This is a genomic window from Bradyrhizobium lablabi, assembly GCF_001440475.1.
Classification (GTDB): Bacteria; Pseudomonadota; Alphaproteobacteria; order Rhizobiales; family Xanthobacteraceae; genus Bradyrhizobium; species Bradyrhizobium lablabi.
Genome location: NZ_LLYB01000134.1, coordinates 226,048 through 243,005 on the forward strand (window position 1 = coordinate 226,048; position 16,958 = coordinate 243,005).

Genomic DNA, 16,958 nt, shown 5'->3' on the forward strand with positions numbered 1-16,958 from the left:
GAGAGCGCTCCTGCTCGGATCGATTTAGCTGAGAAGACCGCCTCCAAGTCAAGCAACGGAATTGACCTTGGCATGCGCGGGGGCCTTGCGTAATTGGATGGTTTCAGGCGCGCGCCTCGCGCTATGATCGTGGTCAATATTCTTCGCCGCAGAAAATCAACATGGGAGCCAACATGGACCTGAAATTCTCCAAGGTGACGCGCAAGGGGCCGATCACGATCATCACGCTGTCGCGGCCGGAAGTGTACAATGCGCTGCATATCGACGCGCATTTCGAACTCAACAAGGTGTTCGACGATTTCTCCGCGGACCCCGAGCAATGGGTCGCGATCGTCACCGGCGCTGGCGACAAGGCGTTCTGTGCCGGCAATGACCTGAAATGGCAGGCGGCTGGGGGAAAACGCGGCTGGGACAAGGGCGGCTTCGCCGGCCTGACCTCGCGCTTTGACTGCGACAAGCCGATCATCGCCGCCGTCAACGGCGTCGCGATGGGCGGCGGGTTCGAGATCGCGCTGGCCTGCGATCTCATCATCGCCGCGGAGAACGCGACGTTTGCCCTGCCCGAGCCGCGCGTCGGCCTCGCCGCGCTCGCCGGCGGCGTGCACCGGCTGCCGCGCCAGATCGGGCTGAAGCGCGCCATGGGCATGATCCTCACCGCGCGCCACGTCTCAGCCAAGGAGGGCCTCGAGCTCGGTTTCGTGAATGAGGTGGTTCCCGCCGGTGAAGCGCTGGCCGCGGCCGAACGCTGGGCCGAGACGATCTGCAAGAACTCGCCGATGTCGATCCGTGCTTCCAAGCAGGCGATCCAGCGCGGGCTCGATGGATCGCTGGAGCAGGCGATCGCCGAGCAGCGGGAATATCCCGCGGTGAAGGCGATGGCGGCCTCGCAGGATTACATCGAAGGGCCGAAGGCGTTTGCGGAGAAGCGGCCGCCGAAATGGCTGGGACGGTAAGGATCGCGACGGTCGATCCCCGTCATTGCGAGCCAACGGGTCGGCGCGAAGCGCCGCCCGATGACAGGCTCCGCGANGCCTCAACACGGGGATAGATGGATTGCTTCGTCGCTTGCGCTCCTCGCAATGACGGGAGAGTTGGTCACTGGCCTACTTATTCCCCAACTCCCGCTTGTACGACGCGTAATTCGGCTGATCGACGGCGAGTTTGTCCATCGTGGTCTGCCAGAGGTGTTCTGCCAGCCCCGGCGTTGCTAGATCGACTTCGCCCTTTGCAATCTTCTCCGATAGCGCGCGGTTGAGGTCGATCAGCGCGCCGTCCATGCCGAGCAACTGCTTCAACCGCTCGGCCTCCGCCGCATCGCTCCCCTGCTCCAGCGCCAACTGCCGCGTCACCAGATCAAGCGCGTTGATGCCGACGCGGAGCTTGAACGCGTTGTGGCCCTTGATTTGAGGGACGATCTCGTTGCGGAGGAAGTCCGCGACCGCCTTGATCAGTTCGGTGGGTGTCGGTTCGTCCTGCATGTTATCACCCTCGCGGCGCAAGTAACCGCAACAGATCGATCTCCGTCTCCGACGTGCGCCGCCCGATCACCGCTTGCTCCATCGGATGATCCGGGGCGTTGCGGAATCGCTGCATCATGCGGCCGCACATGATGCCCCAACGCAGCGTGCCCATCACCTCCCAGAACATCACACGATCCGCATCAACTTTGCCGCCGGCTTCTTCGTAACCTGCAAACAAATCTTCGCGGGAGCCAAACCCACCGGCCGGCTTGTCGATCTCGCCAAAACGCCAGGAGTTGACGCAGATCCAGCCGAGATCTTCCATCGGATCGCCGAAGTGCGCGAGTTCCCAGTCCAGTACCGCGCGCACACCATCGGGGCCGATGATGAGATTGCCGTTGCGGAAATCACCATGCACCAGCGTGACCTGGCGCGACGGGCCGGGATCGTGGTCGGCGAGCCAGCGTAGCGCGAGTTCGAACACCGGACGGGGCCAGTCGGCGCCCCGGTATTCGCGATCGAGGTCCGCGATCTCTCTTGTTGCGGTCATGCTGCGCAGGTTCGGCAGCCTTGCTCGCGGAAGGCTGTGTATGCCGGCGGCGATCCTGCCAAGCTGTCGCGCGAGCAGCGGTCTTGCCTGGGCAAATTCTTCGTCGCGCAGGATCTTGCGCGCAAGGGTCTCGCCCTCCACCCGCGCCATGATGAAGCCCCGACCGAGCCTCTCCTCCGGCGTCAGCACGTGCATCACGCGCGGTGACGGCAGGCCTGCATCGTACGCAAGCTGCATTAGCACCGCTTCGGCATCGAGGCCGGCAGCGCGCGACGGCGATGGCGAGGCACCATAGCCCGGTGGCGCACGGCGCAGGATCGCGCCGAAATTACCGCCGGGGTGAACGATGTCGAACGTCCAGGTCTCCTGGCTGGCGCCGCCGGAGAGTTTGGCGGCCCCAGTCACGCCGGTCGCCCCCTTATACCAGGAGGCGACGCAGCGTCCGAGTTGGTCCTCGATCATTTGCCCTTGAACTTGGCGGGGCGCTTTTCGAGAAACGCCGTGACGCCTTCCTTGAAATCTTCCGCCGCGCCCGCGATGCGTTGCGATTCGAATTCGAGGTTGAGCTGTTCCTCGAAGGAATTTTCCGGGCTGTCCCAATAGAGTTTTCGGATCAGCGACAGCGCGATCGTAGGACCGTTGGCGAGGTCATGCGCGAGCTTCATCGCCTCCTCCATCAAGACCGCATCGTCATAGACGCGGTTGACGAGGCCCCATTCCAGCGCCTTCTCCGCCGGCAGCCGCTCGCCCATCAAGGACAATTCGACCGAACGGGCCTTGCCGATCATGCGCGGCAACAGCCAGGTCGAGCCGCAATCCGGCACCAGGCCGATGCGGCGGAACGCCTGCAGGAAATAGGACGAGCGCGCGCACAGGATCATGTCGCCCATCAATGCAAAACTCATCCCGGCGCCGGCGGCGGGGCCATTGACCGCCGACACGATCGGGCAATGCAACCGGCGCAGCCGCCGCAGGAACGGATGAAAGCCGATTTCCAGCGATTGCCCGGCATTGCTCTTGCCGGGCTTCTGGTTGTTGCGGCCCTGCAGATTGGCGCCGGTGCAGAAGGCGCGCCCGGCACCGGTCAGCACGACGCAGCGGACTTCGTCGCGCTTGTCGTCGATCTCATCGAGCGCCTCGCCAAGTCCGCCCAGCATGTCCATCGAGACCGCGTTCATGACCTCCTGATGGTCGAGCTTGAGAACGGCGACCGGGCCGTCGAAATCGAGCGTGACGTGCTTGAATTGCATTGTTTCCTCTTGACTTGCGTTTACGCGCTATTTCGCTGCGCGGAAGACCTGATGATGTCGCGCCCATATTTGATTTTCCTGACGGCGTTGTCCATGCTTGCGCCAGAACATCTGCCCGCCACCGGGCGCAAGTCTGCTACCCAAAAAAATGGAAACATCCCATGAGCATCTTTGATCTCAGCGGCCGCACGGCCGTCATCACCGGCGGCAATGGCGGCATCGGCCTCGGTATCGCGCAGGCACTGAACGCTGCCGGCTGCAACGTCTCGATCTGGGGCCGCAATGCGGACAAGAACAAGAGCGCTGCCGCAACCATGTCGGCGGGGCCCGGCAAGGTTCATACAGAGGTCTGCGACGTCACCGATCCCGCCTCCGTCAAGGCCGCGATGCAGGCGACGCTCGACACGTTCGGCCGTGTCGACGGCTGCTTTGCCAATGCCGGTATCGGCGGCGGCGGACGCCGGTCCTTCATCGACCGCACCGAGGAAGAGTGGCGAAAAATGTTCGCGACCAATCTCGACGGCGTCTTCCACGTCTTCCAGGCAGCGGCCCGCCACATGACCGAGCGCGCGGAAGCCGGCGACAAGTTCGGCCGGCTGGTTGCGACCTCCAGCCTCGCCTCGCTGTTCGGCACCGCCCGCAACGAGCATTACGCCGGCACCAAGGCAGCGCTGAACGCGCTGTGCCGCGCGCTCGCGGTCGAGCTTGCGCGCCACGGCGTCACCGCGAATGCGATCCTGCCCGGCTGGATCAAGAGCGACATGACTGCCGGCATCATGGGCAACGAAAAATTCGTCGCCAACGTGATGCCGCGGATTCCCGTGCGCCGCTTCGGTGAGCCCACGGATTTCGGCGGCATCGCCGTGTACATCATGAGCAAGGCGTCGTCGTATCATACGGCCGATTGCTTTGTGATCGATGGCGGGTACACGGCGTTTTGAGGTACGCAGCGACATAACGGCCTCATGGTTCGAGACGCGCGACGCTGCCGCGCTCCTCACCATGAAGGTTTCAGAACTAGTCCTGCGGCTTATCGATTCTTTCACAGCTATCCGTTCGCAAACGGTGCGTTCCCTCTCCCCTTGCGGGAGAGGGTTAGGGAGAGGGGTGGCGGCAAAGACGGTGCCCGTGGCTTACCCCTCTCCCCTACCCTCCCCCGCAAGGGGGGAGAGAGCGCAGTGTGCCCGCGGGTGATAGCGTGGTTAGTCATTGCGAGCGGAGTGAAGCAATCCACGCCTTGGCGCGGGGATAGATGGATTGCTTCGCTCGCAATGACGGAGAAAGCGACAGCGTGCCCACCATCAAGCAGCGCGTTCGGTGATGGATGGTGGGCACGGCGCTGACGCGCCTTTGCCCACCCTACGCGACTTCGCGGCTTCGCGTCAGCTCATCCCCACGGGCCGCGCGAGGCCGAGGGGCGGTCCCACGGGCCGCGGCGCGGGTAATTGCCGCGGTCGTTGACGGAAAGCGTTCCGCCCTGCGCGCCCATCTGCGCCGCGAGCTGCTGCAGCGCGGCGATGCGGTTCTCGGTCGAGGGGTGCGTCGTGAACAGATTGTCCATCCCCTGCCCCGACAGCGGGTTGATGATGAACATGTGCGCGGTGGCCGGATTGCGCTCGGCTTCCGGATTCGGCACGACATGCGCGGCGCTCGCGATCTTGCCCAAGGCGGATGCGAGCCACATCGGCTGACCGCAGATGCGCGCGCCGAGATCGTCGGCGGCGTATTCGCGGGTCCGGCTTATCGCCATCTGCACCAGCATCGCGCCGAGCGGCGCCAGGATCATCATGGCGATCGAGCCGATCATGCCGGGGCCGCTGTTGTTGCTGCGATGGCCGCCGAAGAACATGCCGAACTGCGCCAGCATCGAGATCGCACCCGCGATGGTCGCGGTTATGGTCATCAAGAGCGTGTCATGGTTCTTGATATGCGCGAGCTCGTGCGCGATCACGCCGGCGAGCTCCTCGCGGCTGAGCTGTTGCATCAGGCCCGTGGTGACCGCAACCGCGGCGTTCTGCGGATTGCGGCCGGTGGCGAACGCATTGGGCTGCGCCTCATCCATCACGAACACGCGCGGCATCGGCAGCCCGGCGCGGCCGGCGAGCTCGGCCACGAGTTGCACGAGGTCGGGCGCGCTGTTGCGGTCGACCTCATGGGCGCCATACATCGACAGCACCATGCGGTCCGAATTCCAGTAGGCAAAGATGTTGGTCGCGGCGGCGATCACGAGCGCGATCACGGCACCGCTGGCGCCGCCGATCAGATAGCCGACGCCCATGAAGAGGCCGGTGAGACCGGCCAATAGAATGGCAGTCTTCAGATAGCTCATTGTCGTCTCCCTACAGCCTGAAGGCGGATAAGCCGTGGCTGGCATCCCAGAGGTAGGAACTGCCCTGGCGGCGCTGCAAGATGCCGGGGTGCGTCGAGGCGCCGCGTTTGGCGCCTAAACCACTGTTTCGGACCAGGTTACTGAAACGTAATCGCCGGCTCAGGCTTCCCGCCGGTTGCCCTCCGCCTCCTTGTACAACGCTGACGGCGCCGTCTACAGTGCCAACAACGGGCAGCACGGGGGGCCGTTCCGCGCCCTCACAAAAGCGCAAGACAATCGCGGCTGTTCGTTCGAAAAACGGGGAGGAATTTAAGAATGTTTTCGCATGTGATGATCGGCACCAACGACCTGGAAAAGGCCAAGGCGTTCTATGACGCGTTGCTTGGCACGCTCGGCGTCCGGCCGGCCAAGGTCGATGGCCACCGCATCTTCTATTTCACCAAGACCGGGGTGTTCTCGGTGACCAGGCCGATCAACGGCCAGCCGGCGACCGCGGCCAATGGCGGCACCATCGGTTTTTCGGCTGATTCAGCCGAACAGGCCGACGCCTGGCACGCGGCCGGCATCGCCAATGGCGGCACTCCTTGCGAAAATCCGCCGGGCGTTCGCCAAGGCGCGGGCGGCAAACTCTATCTCGCCTATTTGCGCGATCTCGACGGCAACAAGATCTGCGCCATGCACCGGATGCCGGCGTAGCATCTCGAACCTCATCCTGAGGAGCGGCGTCTTCGCCGCGTCTCGAAGGATGAGGGCACCGGCGGGCCTCATGGTTGAAGACGGCGCAGGAGCGCCTCCTCACCATGAGGTTTAACATAAGTGATCACGGTTGGAGGGCCCGGGCCATGAATCGATTTGTCATCTCATTGACAGCGTCGGCCGCACTACTCGCGGCAAGTCTGGCACCGGCCCACGCCGAGTTCGATGTCGCTAATCTCAAGAAGGCGATCCAGGCCTCGATCGAAAGCGATTATCCAAAGCTCGACGCGCTCTACAAGGAAATCCACGCCCACCCGGAGCTTGCCTTTCAGGAGGTGAAAACCGCCGCCAGGCTCGCCGCGGAAATGCGCGCGCTGGGATTCGACGTTACCGAAAACGTCGGCAAGACCGGGCTGGTCGCGATTTACAGGAATGGCGAGGGGCCCACCATCATGGTGCGCACCGAACTCGACGGCCTGCCGATGGAGGAGAAGACCGGCCTCGACTATGCCAGCCGCGACAAGACCAGCTGGCAGAGCCGGGAGGTGTTCGTCGCCCATAGTTGCGGCCATGACATCCACATGGCGAGTTGGGTCGGAACGGCGAAGATACTGCTCGGCCTGAAAGCTCATTGGCAGGGCACGCTGATGTTCATTGCCCAGCCGGCCGAAGAAATCGTGGCAGGCGCCAAGGCGATGCTGGCGGACGGCCTGTTCACGCGATTTGGCAAGCCCGACATCGCTCTTGCCCTGCATGCCGGCCCCGGCCCTCATGGCACGGTGTTCTATCGCACCGGGGTCGGCTCATCCGCCGCCGATGGCCTCGATATCACATTCCACGGCCGCGGCGGTCACGGCTCGGCGCCGCACACGACCGTCGATCCCGTTGGGATCGCGGCGCGGTTCATCGTCGAAGTGCAAAGCGTGATCAGCCGCGAAAAGGACCCGGCTGAATTCGGCGTCATGAGCATCGGCGCCATTCACGGCGGCACCGCACCAAATATCATCCCTGACTCCGTGCGGCTCGCCGGCACCATCCGCTCCTACAAGCCCGAGGTCCGCGCCAAATTGCATGCCGGGATCGAACGAACGGCAAAGGCCGCCGCCGCGATGTCGGATGCGCCTGCCCCCGACATCAAGATCGTCGAGGGTACCAAGCCGGTGATGAACGATCCCGACGTGGTCGCGGCCGTCGCCGATGTGCTGAAGGCTGCGCTCGGCGACAAGTTCAGGACTTCACCGCCGGTGACGGCCAGCGAGGATTTCTCCGAATTCGCCGGCGCCGGGGTGCCGTCGATGATGTTCAACATCGGCGTCTATGACCAGGAACGGTTTGTCGCGGCACGCAATGGCTCCGGGCCGCCGATACCGTCCAATCATTCGCCGCTGTTCGCGCCGGTGCCGAGGCCGACCATCGAAACCGGCATCACCGCGATGACGCTCGCGGTGCTCAGCGCGTTCGACAGCAAGGCGCGGCGGAAGTAGCGGCCACGATGCCGCTTCCCATCAGGCGGAAAATCGCGGCCCTCCGCTCGCGCTTGTACAAGCCCCTCCCCGCCGTCTACATTGCCGGCCAACGAGCCGAGCGCGCGTCCGCGGGATCAACGATCCCCGCGCAAATGGGAGGAAATAATCCATGAAACACGCCTATATCCCGCGAACCACGACCTACAATCTCAATCCGGGCGAGGAACTGAACGATCTGCGCATGTCGGATGAAGTTCGTCCGCTGTACGAGCACGTCAAAAAATTCATCCGCGAAACCGTCGATCCGATGTCGGTCGAGTTCATGCGGCTTGGCGAGAGCAAGAAGGATCGCTGGAGCTTTACACCCGAGCAGCTCGCGGTGCTGCAGAAGGCCAAGGACAAGGCCAAGGAGGAAGGGCTGTGGAACTTCTTCCTGCCCGATGCCGAAACCGGCGAAGGCCTGAAGAACCTGGACTATGCCTACATCGCGGTGGAGCTGGCGAAAAATCCGATGGCCTCGGAGACCATGAATTGCTCGGCGCCCGACACCGGCAACATGGAAGTGCTGGAACGCGTCGGCACCAAGGCGCAGAAGGAGAAGTGGCTGAAGCCGCTGCTGGCCGGCGAGATCCGCTCGGCCTATGCGATGACCGAACCGAACGTCGCCTCCTCCGACGCCAAGAACATTTCGACCACGGCAAAGCTCGTCGGCGACGAATGGGTGATCAACGGCGAAAAATATTACATCTCCGGCGCCGGCGACCCGCGCTGCAAGATCATGATCGTGATGGTGAAGACCAATCCCGACGCGCCGCCGAGCAAGCAGCAGTCGCAGATCCTGGTGCCGATCGACACCCCCGGCGTCGAGATTTTGGGCCCGATGCACGTGTTCGGCCACGACCACGCGCCGCGCGGCCACATGCACCTGCGCTTCAACAATTGCCGGGTGCCGAAGGAGAACATGCTGCTGGGCGAAGGCCGCGGTTTTGAAATCTCCCAGGTCCGCCTCGGACCGGGCCGCATCCATCACTGCATGCGCACGATCGGCAAGGCGGAAAAGGCGCTCGACCTGATGGTGCAGCGCGGCCTCACCCGCGAAGCCTTCGGCAAGAAGATCGCCCATCTCGGCGGCAATATGCAGATCATCGCGCAGGCGCGCTGCGAGATCGAGGCGATGCGGCTGATGGTGCTGAAGGCGGCGAAAGCGATGGACGTGCTCGGCAACAAGGAAGCGCGGATCTGGGTCAGCATGGTGAAGGCGATGGTGCCGGAGCGCACCTGCAAGATCATCGACCAGGCGATCCAGATGCACGGCGCGACCGGTATTTCGCACTGGAGCCCGCTCGGCGAAATGTATCAGGATGTGCGGCATCTGCGCTTCGCCGACGGTCCGGACGAGGTGCACTGGATGGTGGTCGGCCGGCACGAGCTGAGCATGCCGTAACTTCCTCCCCTTCTCCCCGTTCTTCACGGGGAGAAGGTCGGGATGAGGGGTTGCTTCCGCAAACGATGCCAGTTCTGCACCGCGCTGAACGATGCCAATCAATCTCCGATCAGAATTTGGGCCCAATGAAGAGATGAAGTTGCCCTATGATGAAGGTTCTGTCTTCTCGATCCCGCTCCGAGATGGCGGAGTTGCTCGAGGAGTTGTGGCGCGGAAGGCCCCAAAGGGCAGAGTGCTGCTCGGATATTTTTTTGGGCCACGACTGGAAAGAGAAGCCCCTGTAGCACTCGATGATCTCAGCCCTGATCGTGCACTGGCGAGCATTCGCTTTGGCGACCTTCGATTGATCAAGGGACCATGGAGAGTCGTTGGCAGCATACCGGATTGGCAACGAGTCGACTGGCCAATGCCGAATTTTGTGAGACGCGATCCAATATCAGGGAAAGCCTGGTTGATCCGGTATTCTGACGTGGACCCGCTGAAAAGCGTTTCAGAACCGCTCTCGGACTACAACGATTTTGGGCATTTAGCCCGCGATGGCTTGTATGGCGCCGAAGCGGCGGAGATATGGATCTCTAAGCTTCTTGGCGAGTAGAACGGACAAAGGCGCACAAGCGCCATGCCGCCGCTCGACTTGCACCCGCGTCGAATGGTGGGCACGCTACGCCTTGCCCACCTAAGCGGAGCCTCGTTACATGCAATACGCCCCCAGCGACCTCAAACCCCGCGAGCGCTACAAGGTGCTCACATCCTTCGTGCTGCCGCGGCCGATCGCATGGGTGACATCGATCGGACCTGCCGGCGTGGTCAATGCGGCGCCGTTCAGTTTCTTCAACGTGTTCTGCGAGGATCCGCCGCTCTGCATGTTCGCCGCCAATCTGCGGCCCGACGGTCGGGTGAAGGATACCGTGATCAACATCCGCGCGACGAACGAATTCGTGGTCAACATGACTGACGAAGCGTTGGCGCTCGCGATGCACGAGAGCAGCGGCGATTTTCCGCCCGATATCGGCGAGCCGGATTATCTGGACCTGAAGCTGGCGCCTTCGACGAAGATCGCGGTGCCGCGGCTGGCGGACGCGCCGTTTTCGATGGAGTGCAAGACCTGGAAGGAGATCGACGTCAACGGCGATCGCCTGCTGGTGATGGGCGAAGGCATCCACTTCCACATCCGCGACGAATTGTGGGATCACGCCGCGATGCGCGTGCACATGGATCGCTATCATCCGATCGGCCGCATGTTCGCGGATCGCTATTGCCGGACGGATGACCGCGTGGTGTTCCCGCCGGCGGAAGGGGCGAAGGCGGGGGCATAGTCCGTAGGGTGTGCAAAGGCGCGTTAGCGCCGTGTCCACCATCCTCTTGCATGAGAGCCGTTAGAATGGTGGGCACGGCGCAAGCGCGCCTTTGCCCACCCTACGAAACCGGCCGATGCGCGCGCAGGAAGGAGCGGATCTGGCGCACTGCCAGCGGCACCCTCTCCTTCGGCTCCTTCCACGGAAACAAACTCACCTCCGCGTTCGGCGCCAGCAGCGCGCTTTCCATCGCGACCGCATAAGGATGCGCCGGGATGTCGTCGGGCAGGATCAGTACTGGCGTCTGACATTGACGCACGAAATCGCGCGTCACCGTGAACACGAAATCGGGATCCGTGCGGTACATCCGCGTCAGGAATTTCTCGGCCTGCTCCATCGTGATGTCGGGCCTGCGCTTTGTCAGTTCCGGTGCCCAGCCGGTCATGTTGTTATTGTAAAACAGGTCGCGCATTTCGGGGCGCGAACCTGAAGGCATTGCCAGCACGGCGGCAACCACACGGTCCGGTGCGCGCTTGATCAGATTCCAGATCAAGGGACCGCCGATGCAGAAGCCCAGCACCATGAACTTTTCGAAACCCAAATGATCCATCAGCGCGAGCTGGTCATCTGTGTGGGAATCCCAGGGGCGGTCGATCTCGAGCGGACCGGAGGATTGGCCGGGCGGCGCGTTGCGCAGGTCGTAGGCGACGCAGCGGTATTCGTCACCGAATTCCTTGATGGCGTTGAACGGCGGATAGTCGCCGGTGATGCCTGTTATGTTCGAGTTCAGCCCGCCGCCGGCGATCAGGAGCAGCGGAAAGCCGGAGCCGGCTTCCTCATAGTGAATACGGACGGCGCCTTTCTCGAAAAAGCTCATGGCGTTTCCCCTTGCCTGCGCTCTACGCCTTCGCCGGCTCGCCGATCTTGTCCTGCGTCTTCGTATCGAAATCACTGGCCTCGTGCCGCTCGTGCAACTGGCTCGCCGGATCGCCCGAGATGCGGTTGACCATGCGACCGCGCTTCACGGCCGGGCGCTTGGCGATCGCATCGGTCCAGCGCTGCACGTTCTTGTATTCGTGCACCGAGAGAAACTCGCCGGCGCCGTAGACCAGGCCCTTGGCCAGCGCGCCGTACCACGGCCAGGTCGCCATGTCGGCGATGGTGTAGTCCTTGCCGGCGAGAAATTCATTGTCGGCCAGGCGGCGGTCGAGAACATCGAGCTGGCGCTTCACCTCCATCGCGTAGCGGTCGATCGCGTATTCGATCTTGGTCGGCGCGTAGGCGTAGAAATGGCCAAAGCCGCCGCCGAGAAACGGCGCGCTGCCCATCTGCCAGAACAGCCAGGACAGGCATTCCGCCCGCGCTTCACCGCTCGTCGGCAGGAAGGCGCCGAACTTTTCGGCCAGATGCATCAGGATCGCGCCGGATTCGAACACCCGGATCGGGGTCGGTCCGCTGCGGTCCATCAGCGCGGGAATCTTCGAGTTCGGATTGACGGAGACAAAGCCGCTGCCGAACTGGTTGCCGTCGATCTTGATCAGCCAGGCGTCGTATTCCGCGCCGCTATGGCCGGCGGCCAGCAGCTCCTCGAACATCACGGTGACCTTGACGCCGTTCGGCGTCGCCAGCGAATAGAGCTGGAACGGATGCCGGCCGACTGGCAATTCCGCCTCATGCGTGGGACCGGCGATCGGGCGATTAATGGCGGCGAATTGGCCACCGCTTGCCTTGTTCCAGGTCCAGACTTTTGGCGGGGTATATTCGGCGGGTTCGTTTACGGGGGCGTCGGTCATTTCTTTTTATCTCCAGAGCCGCAGGGTGGGCAAAGGCTCGCTTGCGCCATGCCTACCACGCAAATGTGCGTGTTGCATATGGTGGCCACAACCCGCCTTGCCTACCCTACATATCTGCGTGATGGGCCCCCGGCCGCAGATGTACTCGGAGCAATGCTTCTGTGGCTGGCGTAGCAGAGATCGGCCATAATGGATGTGTCGCTACAGCAGAGACCTTCCAGATGCTCCCATCACAGCGCGCCTTGTTCGAGATACCGCGCCAGGTTTGCTACCTCAATGCCGCCTCCTACAGCCCGCTGCCGCTTCGAACCCTGGAGGCCGGGCGATCAGCGGTTCTTCGCAAGGGCACGCCATGGACGCTCGAGGCCTCCTTCGCCAGCCAGCAGAATGAGCGCGCGCGCCTTGCGGCCGCCCGGCTGATCAATGCCGAGGCTTCCGATATCGCGCTGATCCCCTCGATCAGCTACGGCGTTGCGACGGCCGCGAAGATCCTGCCGATCGCCCGCGGCACGCGCGTGATCGTGCTGGAGAACGATCATTCCTCGCCGGTGCTCGAATGGCAGACGCGGGCCGAGGCGGAAGGATTTTCCGTCGAGACGGTTCGACAACCTGACGATGGCGACTGGACATCGGCGGTGCTTGCCGCGATCGAACGATCCGGCGCACCGCGGGTCAGCCTGGCCTCGATCTCATCGGTGCACTGGTCGGACGGCGGGCTGATCGATGTCGAGAAGGTAGGCGCGGCACTGCGGCGACAGGGCGCGGCCTTCCTTGTCGACACGACGCAGAGCACCGGCGTACTGACGACCGACGTGAAGCGTCTCGACCCGGATTTTGTGATCTTCCCGACCTATAAATGGCTGCTCGGCCCTTACGGCCGCGCCTTTCTCTATGTCGCCAAACGCCACCAAGGCGGAATCCCGCTCGAGCAGACCGCGTCCGGCCGCCGCAACGTGCGCGCCGAGAACGCGGTTTATTTCACCGATCCCGGTTACGTCGGCGATGCCCGTCGCTACGACATGGGCGAGCGCGATTATTTCATCTCGATGGAGATGGCCTCGATCGGCATGGAGATGATGGCCGACTGGGGCGCGCCAGCCATCGAGCAACGCCTCACGATGCTCACCGAGCGGATCGCGGCGGGCGTGCGCGGCCTCGGTGTCGGCGTGCCCGAGCTTCGTCTGCGCAGCCCGCATGTTTTGAGTCTCGCCTTCAAGGGCGGAATGCCGACGGGGTTGATCGAGGGCATGGCAAGCGAGGGCGTCTACGTCGCGCCGCGTTTGGGCCGCATGCGCGTGTCGCCGCACGTCTATAATGACGAAGCCGACGCCGACCGGTTCGTTGAGGTATTGAGTAGGCGGCTGCGCGCGTGATGCGTAGGGTGGGCAAAGGCGCACTTGCGCCGTGCCCACCATGTTCATGTCATGCCGCAAGATGGTGGGCACGCTGCGCTTTGCCCACCCTACGAGTTCACATTTGCCGTCATTGCGAGGAGCGAAGCGACGAAGCAATCCATTCTTTCTTTGCGTGGTGAGATGGATTGCTTCGCTTCGCTCGCAATGACGACACCTAGGACGCCACCATCTCGCGCGGCTGCTCAGCCCGCTCCATCACAAAGCCCTCATACCCCTTGGCCGCAACGTCGTTGCAGATCTGTCGGTAAGGCCCCACCCCTCCGATATAGGGCATGAAGATGCGTGGCTTGCCGGGGACGTTGGCGCCCATGTACCAGGAATTGGCCTGCGGATAGAGCGTGGTGGCGGCGACCTCGTTGACGTGAGCGACCCATTTGTCCTCCGCGTCGACTGTCGCCTCCATGGTGTCGAGGCCGCAGTCGCGCAAATACGCCATGCAATCGCTGATCCAGTCGACATGCTGCTCGATCGAGACGATCATGTTCGACAGCACCGACGGACTGCCGGGGCCGGTGACGACGAAGAGATTGGGGAAGCCGGCGCTCATCAGGCCGAGATAGGTGCGCGGGCCGGCGGCCCATTTTTGATTGAGCGTCTGCCCGCCGCGCCCCCTGATGTCGATCTTCGCCACCGATCCCGTCATCGCGTCAAAGCCGGTCGCGAGCACGAGTGCATCGACTTCGTAATCCCTGCCCGCGACGCGCACCGCGCTTTCGGTGATCTCCTCGATCGGATTCGATTTGATATCGACCAGCGTCACGTTCGGGCGATTGAAGGTCGCGAAATAATCCGTGTCGATGCAGATGCGCTTCGAGCCGATCGGATGGTTGTTCGGCTGCAACAGCTTCGCCGTTTCTGGATCGTTGACGACCTCGGCGATCTTGCCGCGGACGAAATCGGCGGCGGTGTCGTTGGCGGCCTTGTCCAGCGCGAGGTTATTATAGACCGACATGAAGGTGAGCCCGCCGCGATTCCAGCGCGCCTCGTACTTCGCGCGGCGCTCGTTGCCGCCGTCATCGAGCGCGCCGCGGTCGGGCATTTCGGTATAGATGCCGTTCTTCGCGACTTCGCGCGCGAAGCGCCTGATCTCGGGATAGTTGTCGCGAAATTTCTGCCGCTCTTCCTCGGTCAGCGGCGCGTTGCGGGCGGGAATGGAGAAGTTCGCGGTGCGCTGGAAGACCGTGAGCTGGCTCGCTTGCTCGGCAATAGCAGGCACCGACTGGATGCCCGACGATCCGGTGCCGATCACGCCGACGCGCTGGCCGGTGAAATCGACTTCCTCATGCGGCCAGTGACCGGTGTGGTAGACCTTGCCCTTGAAGCGATCGAGGCCCTTGATCTCGGGCATCCGCGCGTTCGACAGGCAGCCGGTGGCGAGCACGACGAATTTTGCCGTCACCGTCCTGCCGTCCGAAGTCGAGACCGACCAGAGATTGGTGGCCTCGTCGAACGCGGCGCGCTCGACACGGGTATTGAACTGGATGTCCCTTCGCAAATCGAAGCGGTCGGCGACGTGGTTGGCGTATTTCAAAATCTCCGGCTGCGGCGCGTAGCGCTCGCTCCAGTCCCATTCCTGCTGCAGCTCTTCCGAAAACGAATAGGAGTACTGCATGCTCTCGACGTCGCAGCGCGCGCCGGGATAGCGGTTCCAGTACCAGGTGCCGCCGACGCCCGAGCCCTGCTCATAGACCCGCGCCGTCGTCCCCTGCCCGCGCAGCCGGTGCAGCATATACATGCCGGCAAAGCCCGCACCGACCACGACGACGTCGTAGCTCTCGGACGATTTGGCGGTAACGGAAGGCGTAGCGGACATGAGGGCTCCCTGAAAGATTATCTGTTTGCCCGTCAGCATTCTCTCGATAGCGTCAAAGCGCAAGACGCAAATCGACGGCATGGCATTGCATATTTTGCGCGGTGGAATGTTTGCTCCTCATGGCGAGGGCAAGGCCGCTTGGCATGCAAGCCTCCAATAGGCTAGCGTCTCAGAAAGCCGAGCAGCAATCTGGAATGCTGCCGCCGGGAGGACAAGCCATGAAATCGCCGATCTGCGACATGCTGGGAATTGAGTTTCCGTTGCTCGCCTTCAGCCATTGCCGCGACGTCGTCGCCGCCGTCAGCCGTGCCGGCGGCTTTGGCGTGCTGGGCGCGACGGCGCACTCGCCTGAAACCATCGAGCAGGAATTGAAATGGATCGATGATCACACCGACGGCAAGCCCTATGGGCTCGACGTGCTGATCCCCGAGAACATTTCGACCGCGGGCGAAAAGGACGTCACCTGGAAGAGCCTGGAGGCGCGGATCTCGCCGCAGCATCGCGACTTCACCCGCAACCTCCTGAAGAAATACGGCATCGAGCTGACGACGACCAACGTCGCCGACAACCAGCCGCAGCCGTTCGATGCGCAGCGCGCGCTCGACGTTCTCGAGGTTTCATTCCGTCACCCGATCAAGCTGATCGCGAACGCGCTCGGCGTGCCGCCCAGGCAGATGATCGACATGGGCCGCAAGCACGGCGTGCCGGTCGCGGCGCTCGTCGGCTCGAAGGAACACGCGCTGCGGCAAGTCGCCGCCGGCGTCGATATTCTGGTGGCGCAGGGCACCGAGGCCGGCGGCCATTGCGGCGAAGTGTCGACCATGGTGCTGGTGCCCGAAGTGATCAAGGCGATCAGGCCGGTGCGCGACGTGCCGGTGCTGGCCGCGGGTGGCATCATGACGGGACGGCAGATGGCGGCCTGCATGGCGATGGGCGCGGCCGGCGCCTGGACCGGATCGGTGTGGCTGGCGACGGTGGAATCCGAGACCACCGAAATCTTCCGCGAGAAGATGATCGCGGCCTCCTCGCGCGACGCGGTGCGCTCCAAGGGCCGCACCGGCAAGCCGGCGCGGCAATTGCGGTCGGTGTGGACGGATGCGTGGGACCGCGGGCCGGATAGTCCCGGCGCGTTGCCGATGCCGCTGCAAAGCATCATCAGCCGCGACGCCTTCAACTCGATCGACCGCGCCGCGGCCGCCGGCAATGTGCAGGCGCGCGATCTCGTCAGCTATTTCGTCGGACAGGGCGTCGGCCTGATCGACAGCGTGAAATCGGCCGGCGCGGTGGTGCAGGAGTTCAAGGAAGATTTTGCCGATGCCGTGGAGCATATGAATATGCTGATGGAGGAGTGACCTCCACTCCCGTAGGGTGGGCAAAGCGAAGCGTGCCCACCATTCCCGAGCAAGACGTTAGATGGTGGGCACGGCGCTAGCGCGCCTTTGCCCAC

Annotated in this window: 16 protein-coding genes; 9 read left to right on the plus strand and 7 right to left on the minus strand. The window is 63.3% G+C overall.

The features are described 5' to 3' along the window. Positions 1 to 173 precede the first annotated feature (173 nt). Positions 174 to 953: an enoyl-CoA hydratase-related protein gene (locus tag CQ14_RS40645; RefSeq protein ID WP_057863448.1), complete on the plus strand. Its 780-nt coding sequence runs from the start codon at positions 174 to 176 to the stop codon at positions 951 to 953. A 150-nt stretch (positions 954 to 1,103) separates the two neighbouring features. Here CQ14_RS40645 and CQ14_RS40650 read toward each other — a convergent pair whose 3' ends face one another. The 3 genes from CQ14_RS40650 to CQ14_RS40660 are packed head-to-tail and all read right to left on the minus strand — an operon-like array spanning position 1,104 to position 3,260. Further along, entirely contained in the window at positions 1,104 to 1,478 is a 375-nt protein-coding gene (locus CQ14_RS40650) for a DUF6285 domain-containing protein (protein ID WP_057863449.1), read from the minus strand. Positions 1,479 to 1,482: 4 nt separating this feature from the next. Beyond that, entirely contained in the window at positions 1,483 to 2,472 is a 990-nt protein-coding gene (locus tag CQ14_RS40655) for a phosphotransferase family protein (RefSeq protein ID WP_057863349.1), read from the minus strand. Then, on the minus strand, positions 2,469 to 3,260 hold the full coding sequence (locus CQ14_RS40660; protein ID WP_057863350.1) for an enoyl-CoA hydratase/isomerase: 792 nt from the start codon (positions 3,258 to 3,260) through the stop codon (positions 2,469 to 2,471). The genes CQ14_RS40655 and CQ14_RS40660 overlap by 4 nt, the downstream gene beginning before the upstream one ends. A 161-nt stretch (positions 3,261 to 3,421) precedes the next feature. Here CQ14_RS40660 and CQ14_RS40665 point away from each other — a divergent pair, with 161 nt between their 5' ends. Continuing rightward, positions 3,422 to 4,201: an SDR family NAD(P)-dependent oxidoreductase gene (locus CQ14_RS40665; protein ID WP_057863351.1), complete on the plus strand. Its 780-nt coding sequence runs from the start codon at positions 3,422 to 3,424 to the stop codon at positions 4,199 to 4,201. A 446-nt stretch (positions 4,202 to 4,647) separates the two neighbouring features. Here the strand turns inward: CQ14_RS40665 and htpX are convergent, their stop codons facing one another. Then, positions 4,648 to 5,589, minus strand: a complete 942-nt coding sequence (gene htpX, locus CQ14_RS40670) for a zinc metalloprotease HtpX (protein WP_057863352.1) — start codon at positions 5,587 to 5,589, stop codon at positions 4,648 to 4,650. A gap of 315 nt (positions 5,590 to 5,904) precedes the next feature. Between htpX and CQ14_RS40675 the strand changes: the two genes are divergently transcribed. The 5 genes from CQ14_RS40675 (at position 5,905) to CQ14_RS40690 (ending at position 10,511) form a co-directional block, all read left to right on the plus strand. Then, positions 5,905 to 6,285: a VOC family protein gene (locus CQ14_RS40675; RefSeq protein WP_057863353.1), complete on the plus strand. Its 381-nt coding sequence runs from the start codon at positions 5,905 to 5,907 to the stop codon at positions 6,283 to 6,285. Between the two features lie 146 nt (positions 6,286 to 6,431). Continuing rightward, positions 6,432 to 7,769, plus strand: a complete 1,338-nt coding sequence (locus CQ14_RS40680; RefSeq protein WP_057863354.1) for an amidohydrolase — start codon at positions 6,432 to 6,434, stop codon at positions 7,767 to 7,769. Between the two features lie 151 nt (positions 7,770 to 7,920). After that, complete coding sequence (locus CQ14_RS40685) at positions 7,921 to 9,195, plus strand: acyl-CoA dehydrogenase family protein (RefSeq protein ID WP_057863355.1); 1,275 nt, start codon at positions 7,921 to 7,923, stop codon at positions 9,193 to 9,195. A 91-nt stretch (positions 9,196 to 9,286) separates the two neighbouring features. After that, positions 9,287 to 9,790, plus strand: a complete 504-nt coding sequence (locus CQ14_RS43040) for an immunity 26/phosphotriesterase HocA family protein (protein ID WP_156435870.1) — start codon at positions 9,287 to 9,289, stop codon at positions 9,788 to 9,790. A gap of 100 nt (positions 9,791 to 9,890) precedes the next feature. Next, complete coding sequence (locus CQ14_RS40690; RefSeq protein WP_057863356.1) at positions 9,891 to 10,511, plus strand: flavin reductase family protein; 621 nt, start codon at positions 9,891 to 9,893, stop codon at positions 10,509 to 10,511. Between the two features lie 100 nt (positions 10,512 to 10,611). Here CQ14_RS40690 and CQ14_RS40695 read toward each other — a convergent pair whose 3' ends face one another. Both CQ14_RS40695 and yghU read right to left on the minus strand, forming a co-directional pair. Next, positions 10,612 to 11,367 (minus strand): alpha/beta fold hydrolase, encoded by a 756-nt coding sequence (locus CQ14_RS40695; RefSeq protein ID WP_057863357.1) that lies wholly within the window; start codon positions 11,365 to 11,367, stop codon positions 10,612 to 10,614. Positions 11,368 to 11,389: 22 nt separating this feature from the next. Next, entirely contained in the window at positions 11,390 to 12,283 is an 894-nt protein-coding gene (yghU, locus tag CQ14_RS40700; RefSeq protein ID WP_057863358.1) for a glutathione-dependent disulfide-bond oxidoreductase, read from the minus strand. 221 nt (positions 12,284 to 12,504) lie between these two features. On the opposite strand from yghU, the gene CQ14_RS40705 reads away from it, so the two are divergent. Beyond that, positions 12,505 to 13,656 carry an aminotransferase class V-fold PLP-dependent enzyme gene (locus tag CQ14_RS40705; protein WP_057863359.1) on the plus strand — a complete coding sequence of 384 codons (1,152 nt, stop codon included), beginning with the start codon at positions 12,505 to 12,507 and terminating at the stop codon, positions 13,654 to 13,656. Between the two features lie 196 nt (positions 13,657 to 13,852). On the opposite strand, the gene CQ14_RS40710 is transcribed toward CQ14_RS40705, so the two are convergent. After that, the gene (locus CQ14_RS40710) at positions 13,853 to 15,511 is read right to left on the minus strand and encodes a flavin-containing monooxygenase (protein ID WP_057863450.1); all 1,659 of its coding nucleotides are present in this window, start codon (positions 15,509 to 15,511) and stop codon (positions 13,853 to 13,855) included. A gap of 218 nt (positions 15,512 to 15,729) precedes the next feature. On the opposite strand from CQ14_RS40710, the gene CQ14_RS40715 reads away from it, so the two are divergent. Continuing rightward, positions 15,730 to 16,863 (plus strand): nitronate monooxygenase, encoded by a 1,134-nt coding sequence (locus tag CQ14_RS40715; protein WP_057863360.1) that lies wholly within the window; start codon positions 15,730 to 15,732, stop codon positions 16,861 to 16,863. Positions 16,864 to 16,958 lie beyond the last annotated feature (95 nt).

Bases quoted from the DNA above. Each gene is read 5' to 3' on its own strand.
- CQ14_RS40645 (WP_057863448.1), top strand. From the start codon at position 174: ATGGACCTGAAATTCTCCAAGGTGACGCGCAAGGGGCCGATCACGATC.
- CQ14_RS40650 (WP_057863449.1), bottom strand. From the start codon at position 1,478: ATGCAGGACGAACCGACACCCACCGAACTGATCAAGGCGGTCGCGGAC.
- CQ14_RS40655 (WP_057863349.1), bottom strand. From the start codon at position 2,472: ATGATCGAGGACCAACTCGGACGCTGCGTCGCCTCCTGGTATAAGGGG.
- CQ14_RS40660 (WP_057863350.1), bottom strand. From the start codon at position 3,260: ATGCAATTCAAGCACGTCACGCTCGATTTCGACGGCCCGGTCGCCGTT.
- CQ14_RS40665 (WP_057863351.1), top strand. From the start codon at position 3,422: ATGAGCATCTTTGATCTCAGCGGCCGCACGGCCGTCATCACCGGCGGC.
- htpX (WP_057863352.1), bottom strand. From the start codon at position 5,589: ATGAGCTATCTGAAGACTGCCATTCTATTGGCCGGTCTCACCGGCCTC.
- CQ14_RS40675 (WP_057863353.1), top strand. From the start codon at position 5,905: ATGTTTTCGCATGTGATGATCGGCACCAACGACCTGGAAAAGGCCAAG.
- CQ14_RS40680 (WP_057863354.1), top strand. From the start codon at position 6,432: ATGAATCGATTTGTCATCTCATTGACAGCGTCGGCCGCACTACTCGCG.
- CQ14_RS40685 (WP_057863355.1), top strand. From the start codon at position 7,921: ATGAAACACGCCTATATCCCGCGAACCACGACCTACAATCTCAATCCG.
- CQ14_RS43040 (WP_156435870.1), top strand. From the start codon at position 9,287: ATGCCAATCAATCTCCGATCAGAATTTGGGCCCAATGAAGAGATGAAG.
- CQ14_RS40690 (WP_057863356.1), top strand. From the start codon at position 9,891: ATGCAATACGCCCCCAGCGACCTCAAACCCCGCGAGCGCTACAAGGTG.
- CQ14_RS40695 (WP_057863357.1), bottom strand. From the start codon at position 11,367: ATGAGCTTTTTCGAGAAAGGCGCCGTCCGTATTCACTATGAGGAAGCC.
- yghU (WP_057863358.1), bottom strand. From the start codon at position 12,283: ATGACCGACGCCCCCGTAAACGAACCCGCCGAATATACCCCGCCAAAA.
- CQ14_RS40705 (WP_057863359.1), top strand. From the start codon at position 12,505: ATGCTCCCATCACAGCGCGCCTTGTTCGAGATACCGCGCCAGGTTTGC.
- CQ14_RS40710 (WP_057863450.1), bottom strand. From the start codon at position 15,511: ATGTCCGCTACGCCTTCCGTTACCGCCAAATCGTCCGAGAGCTACGAC.
- CQ14_RS40715 (WP_057863360.1), top strand. From the start codon at position 15,730: ATGAAATCGCCGATCTGCGACATGCTGGGAATTGAGTTTCCGTTGCTC.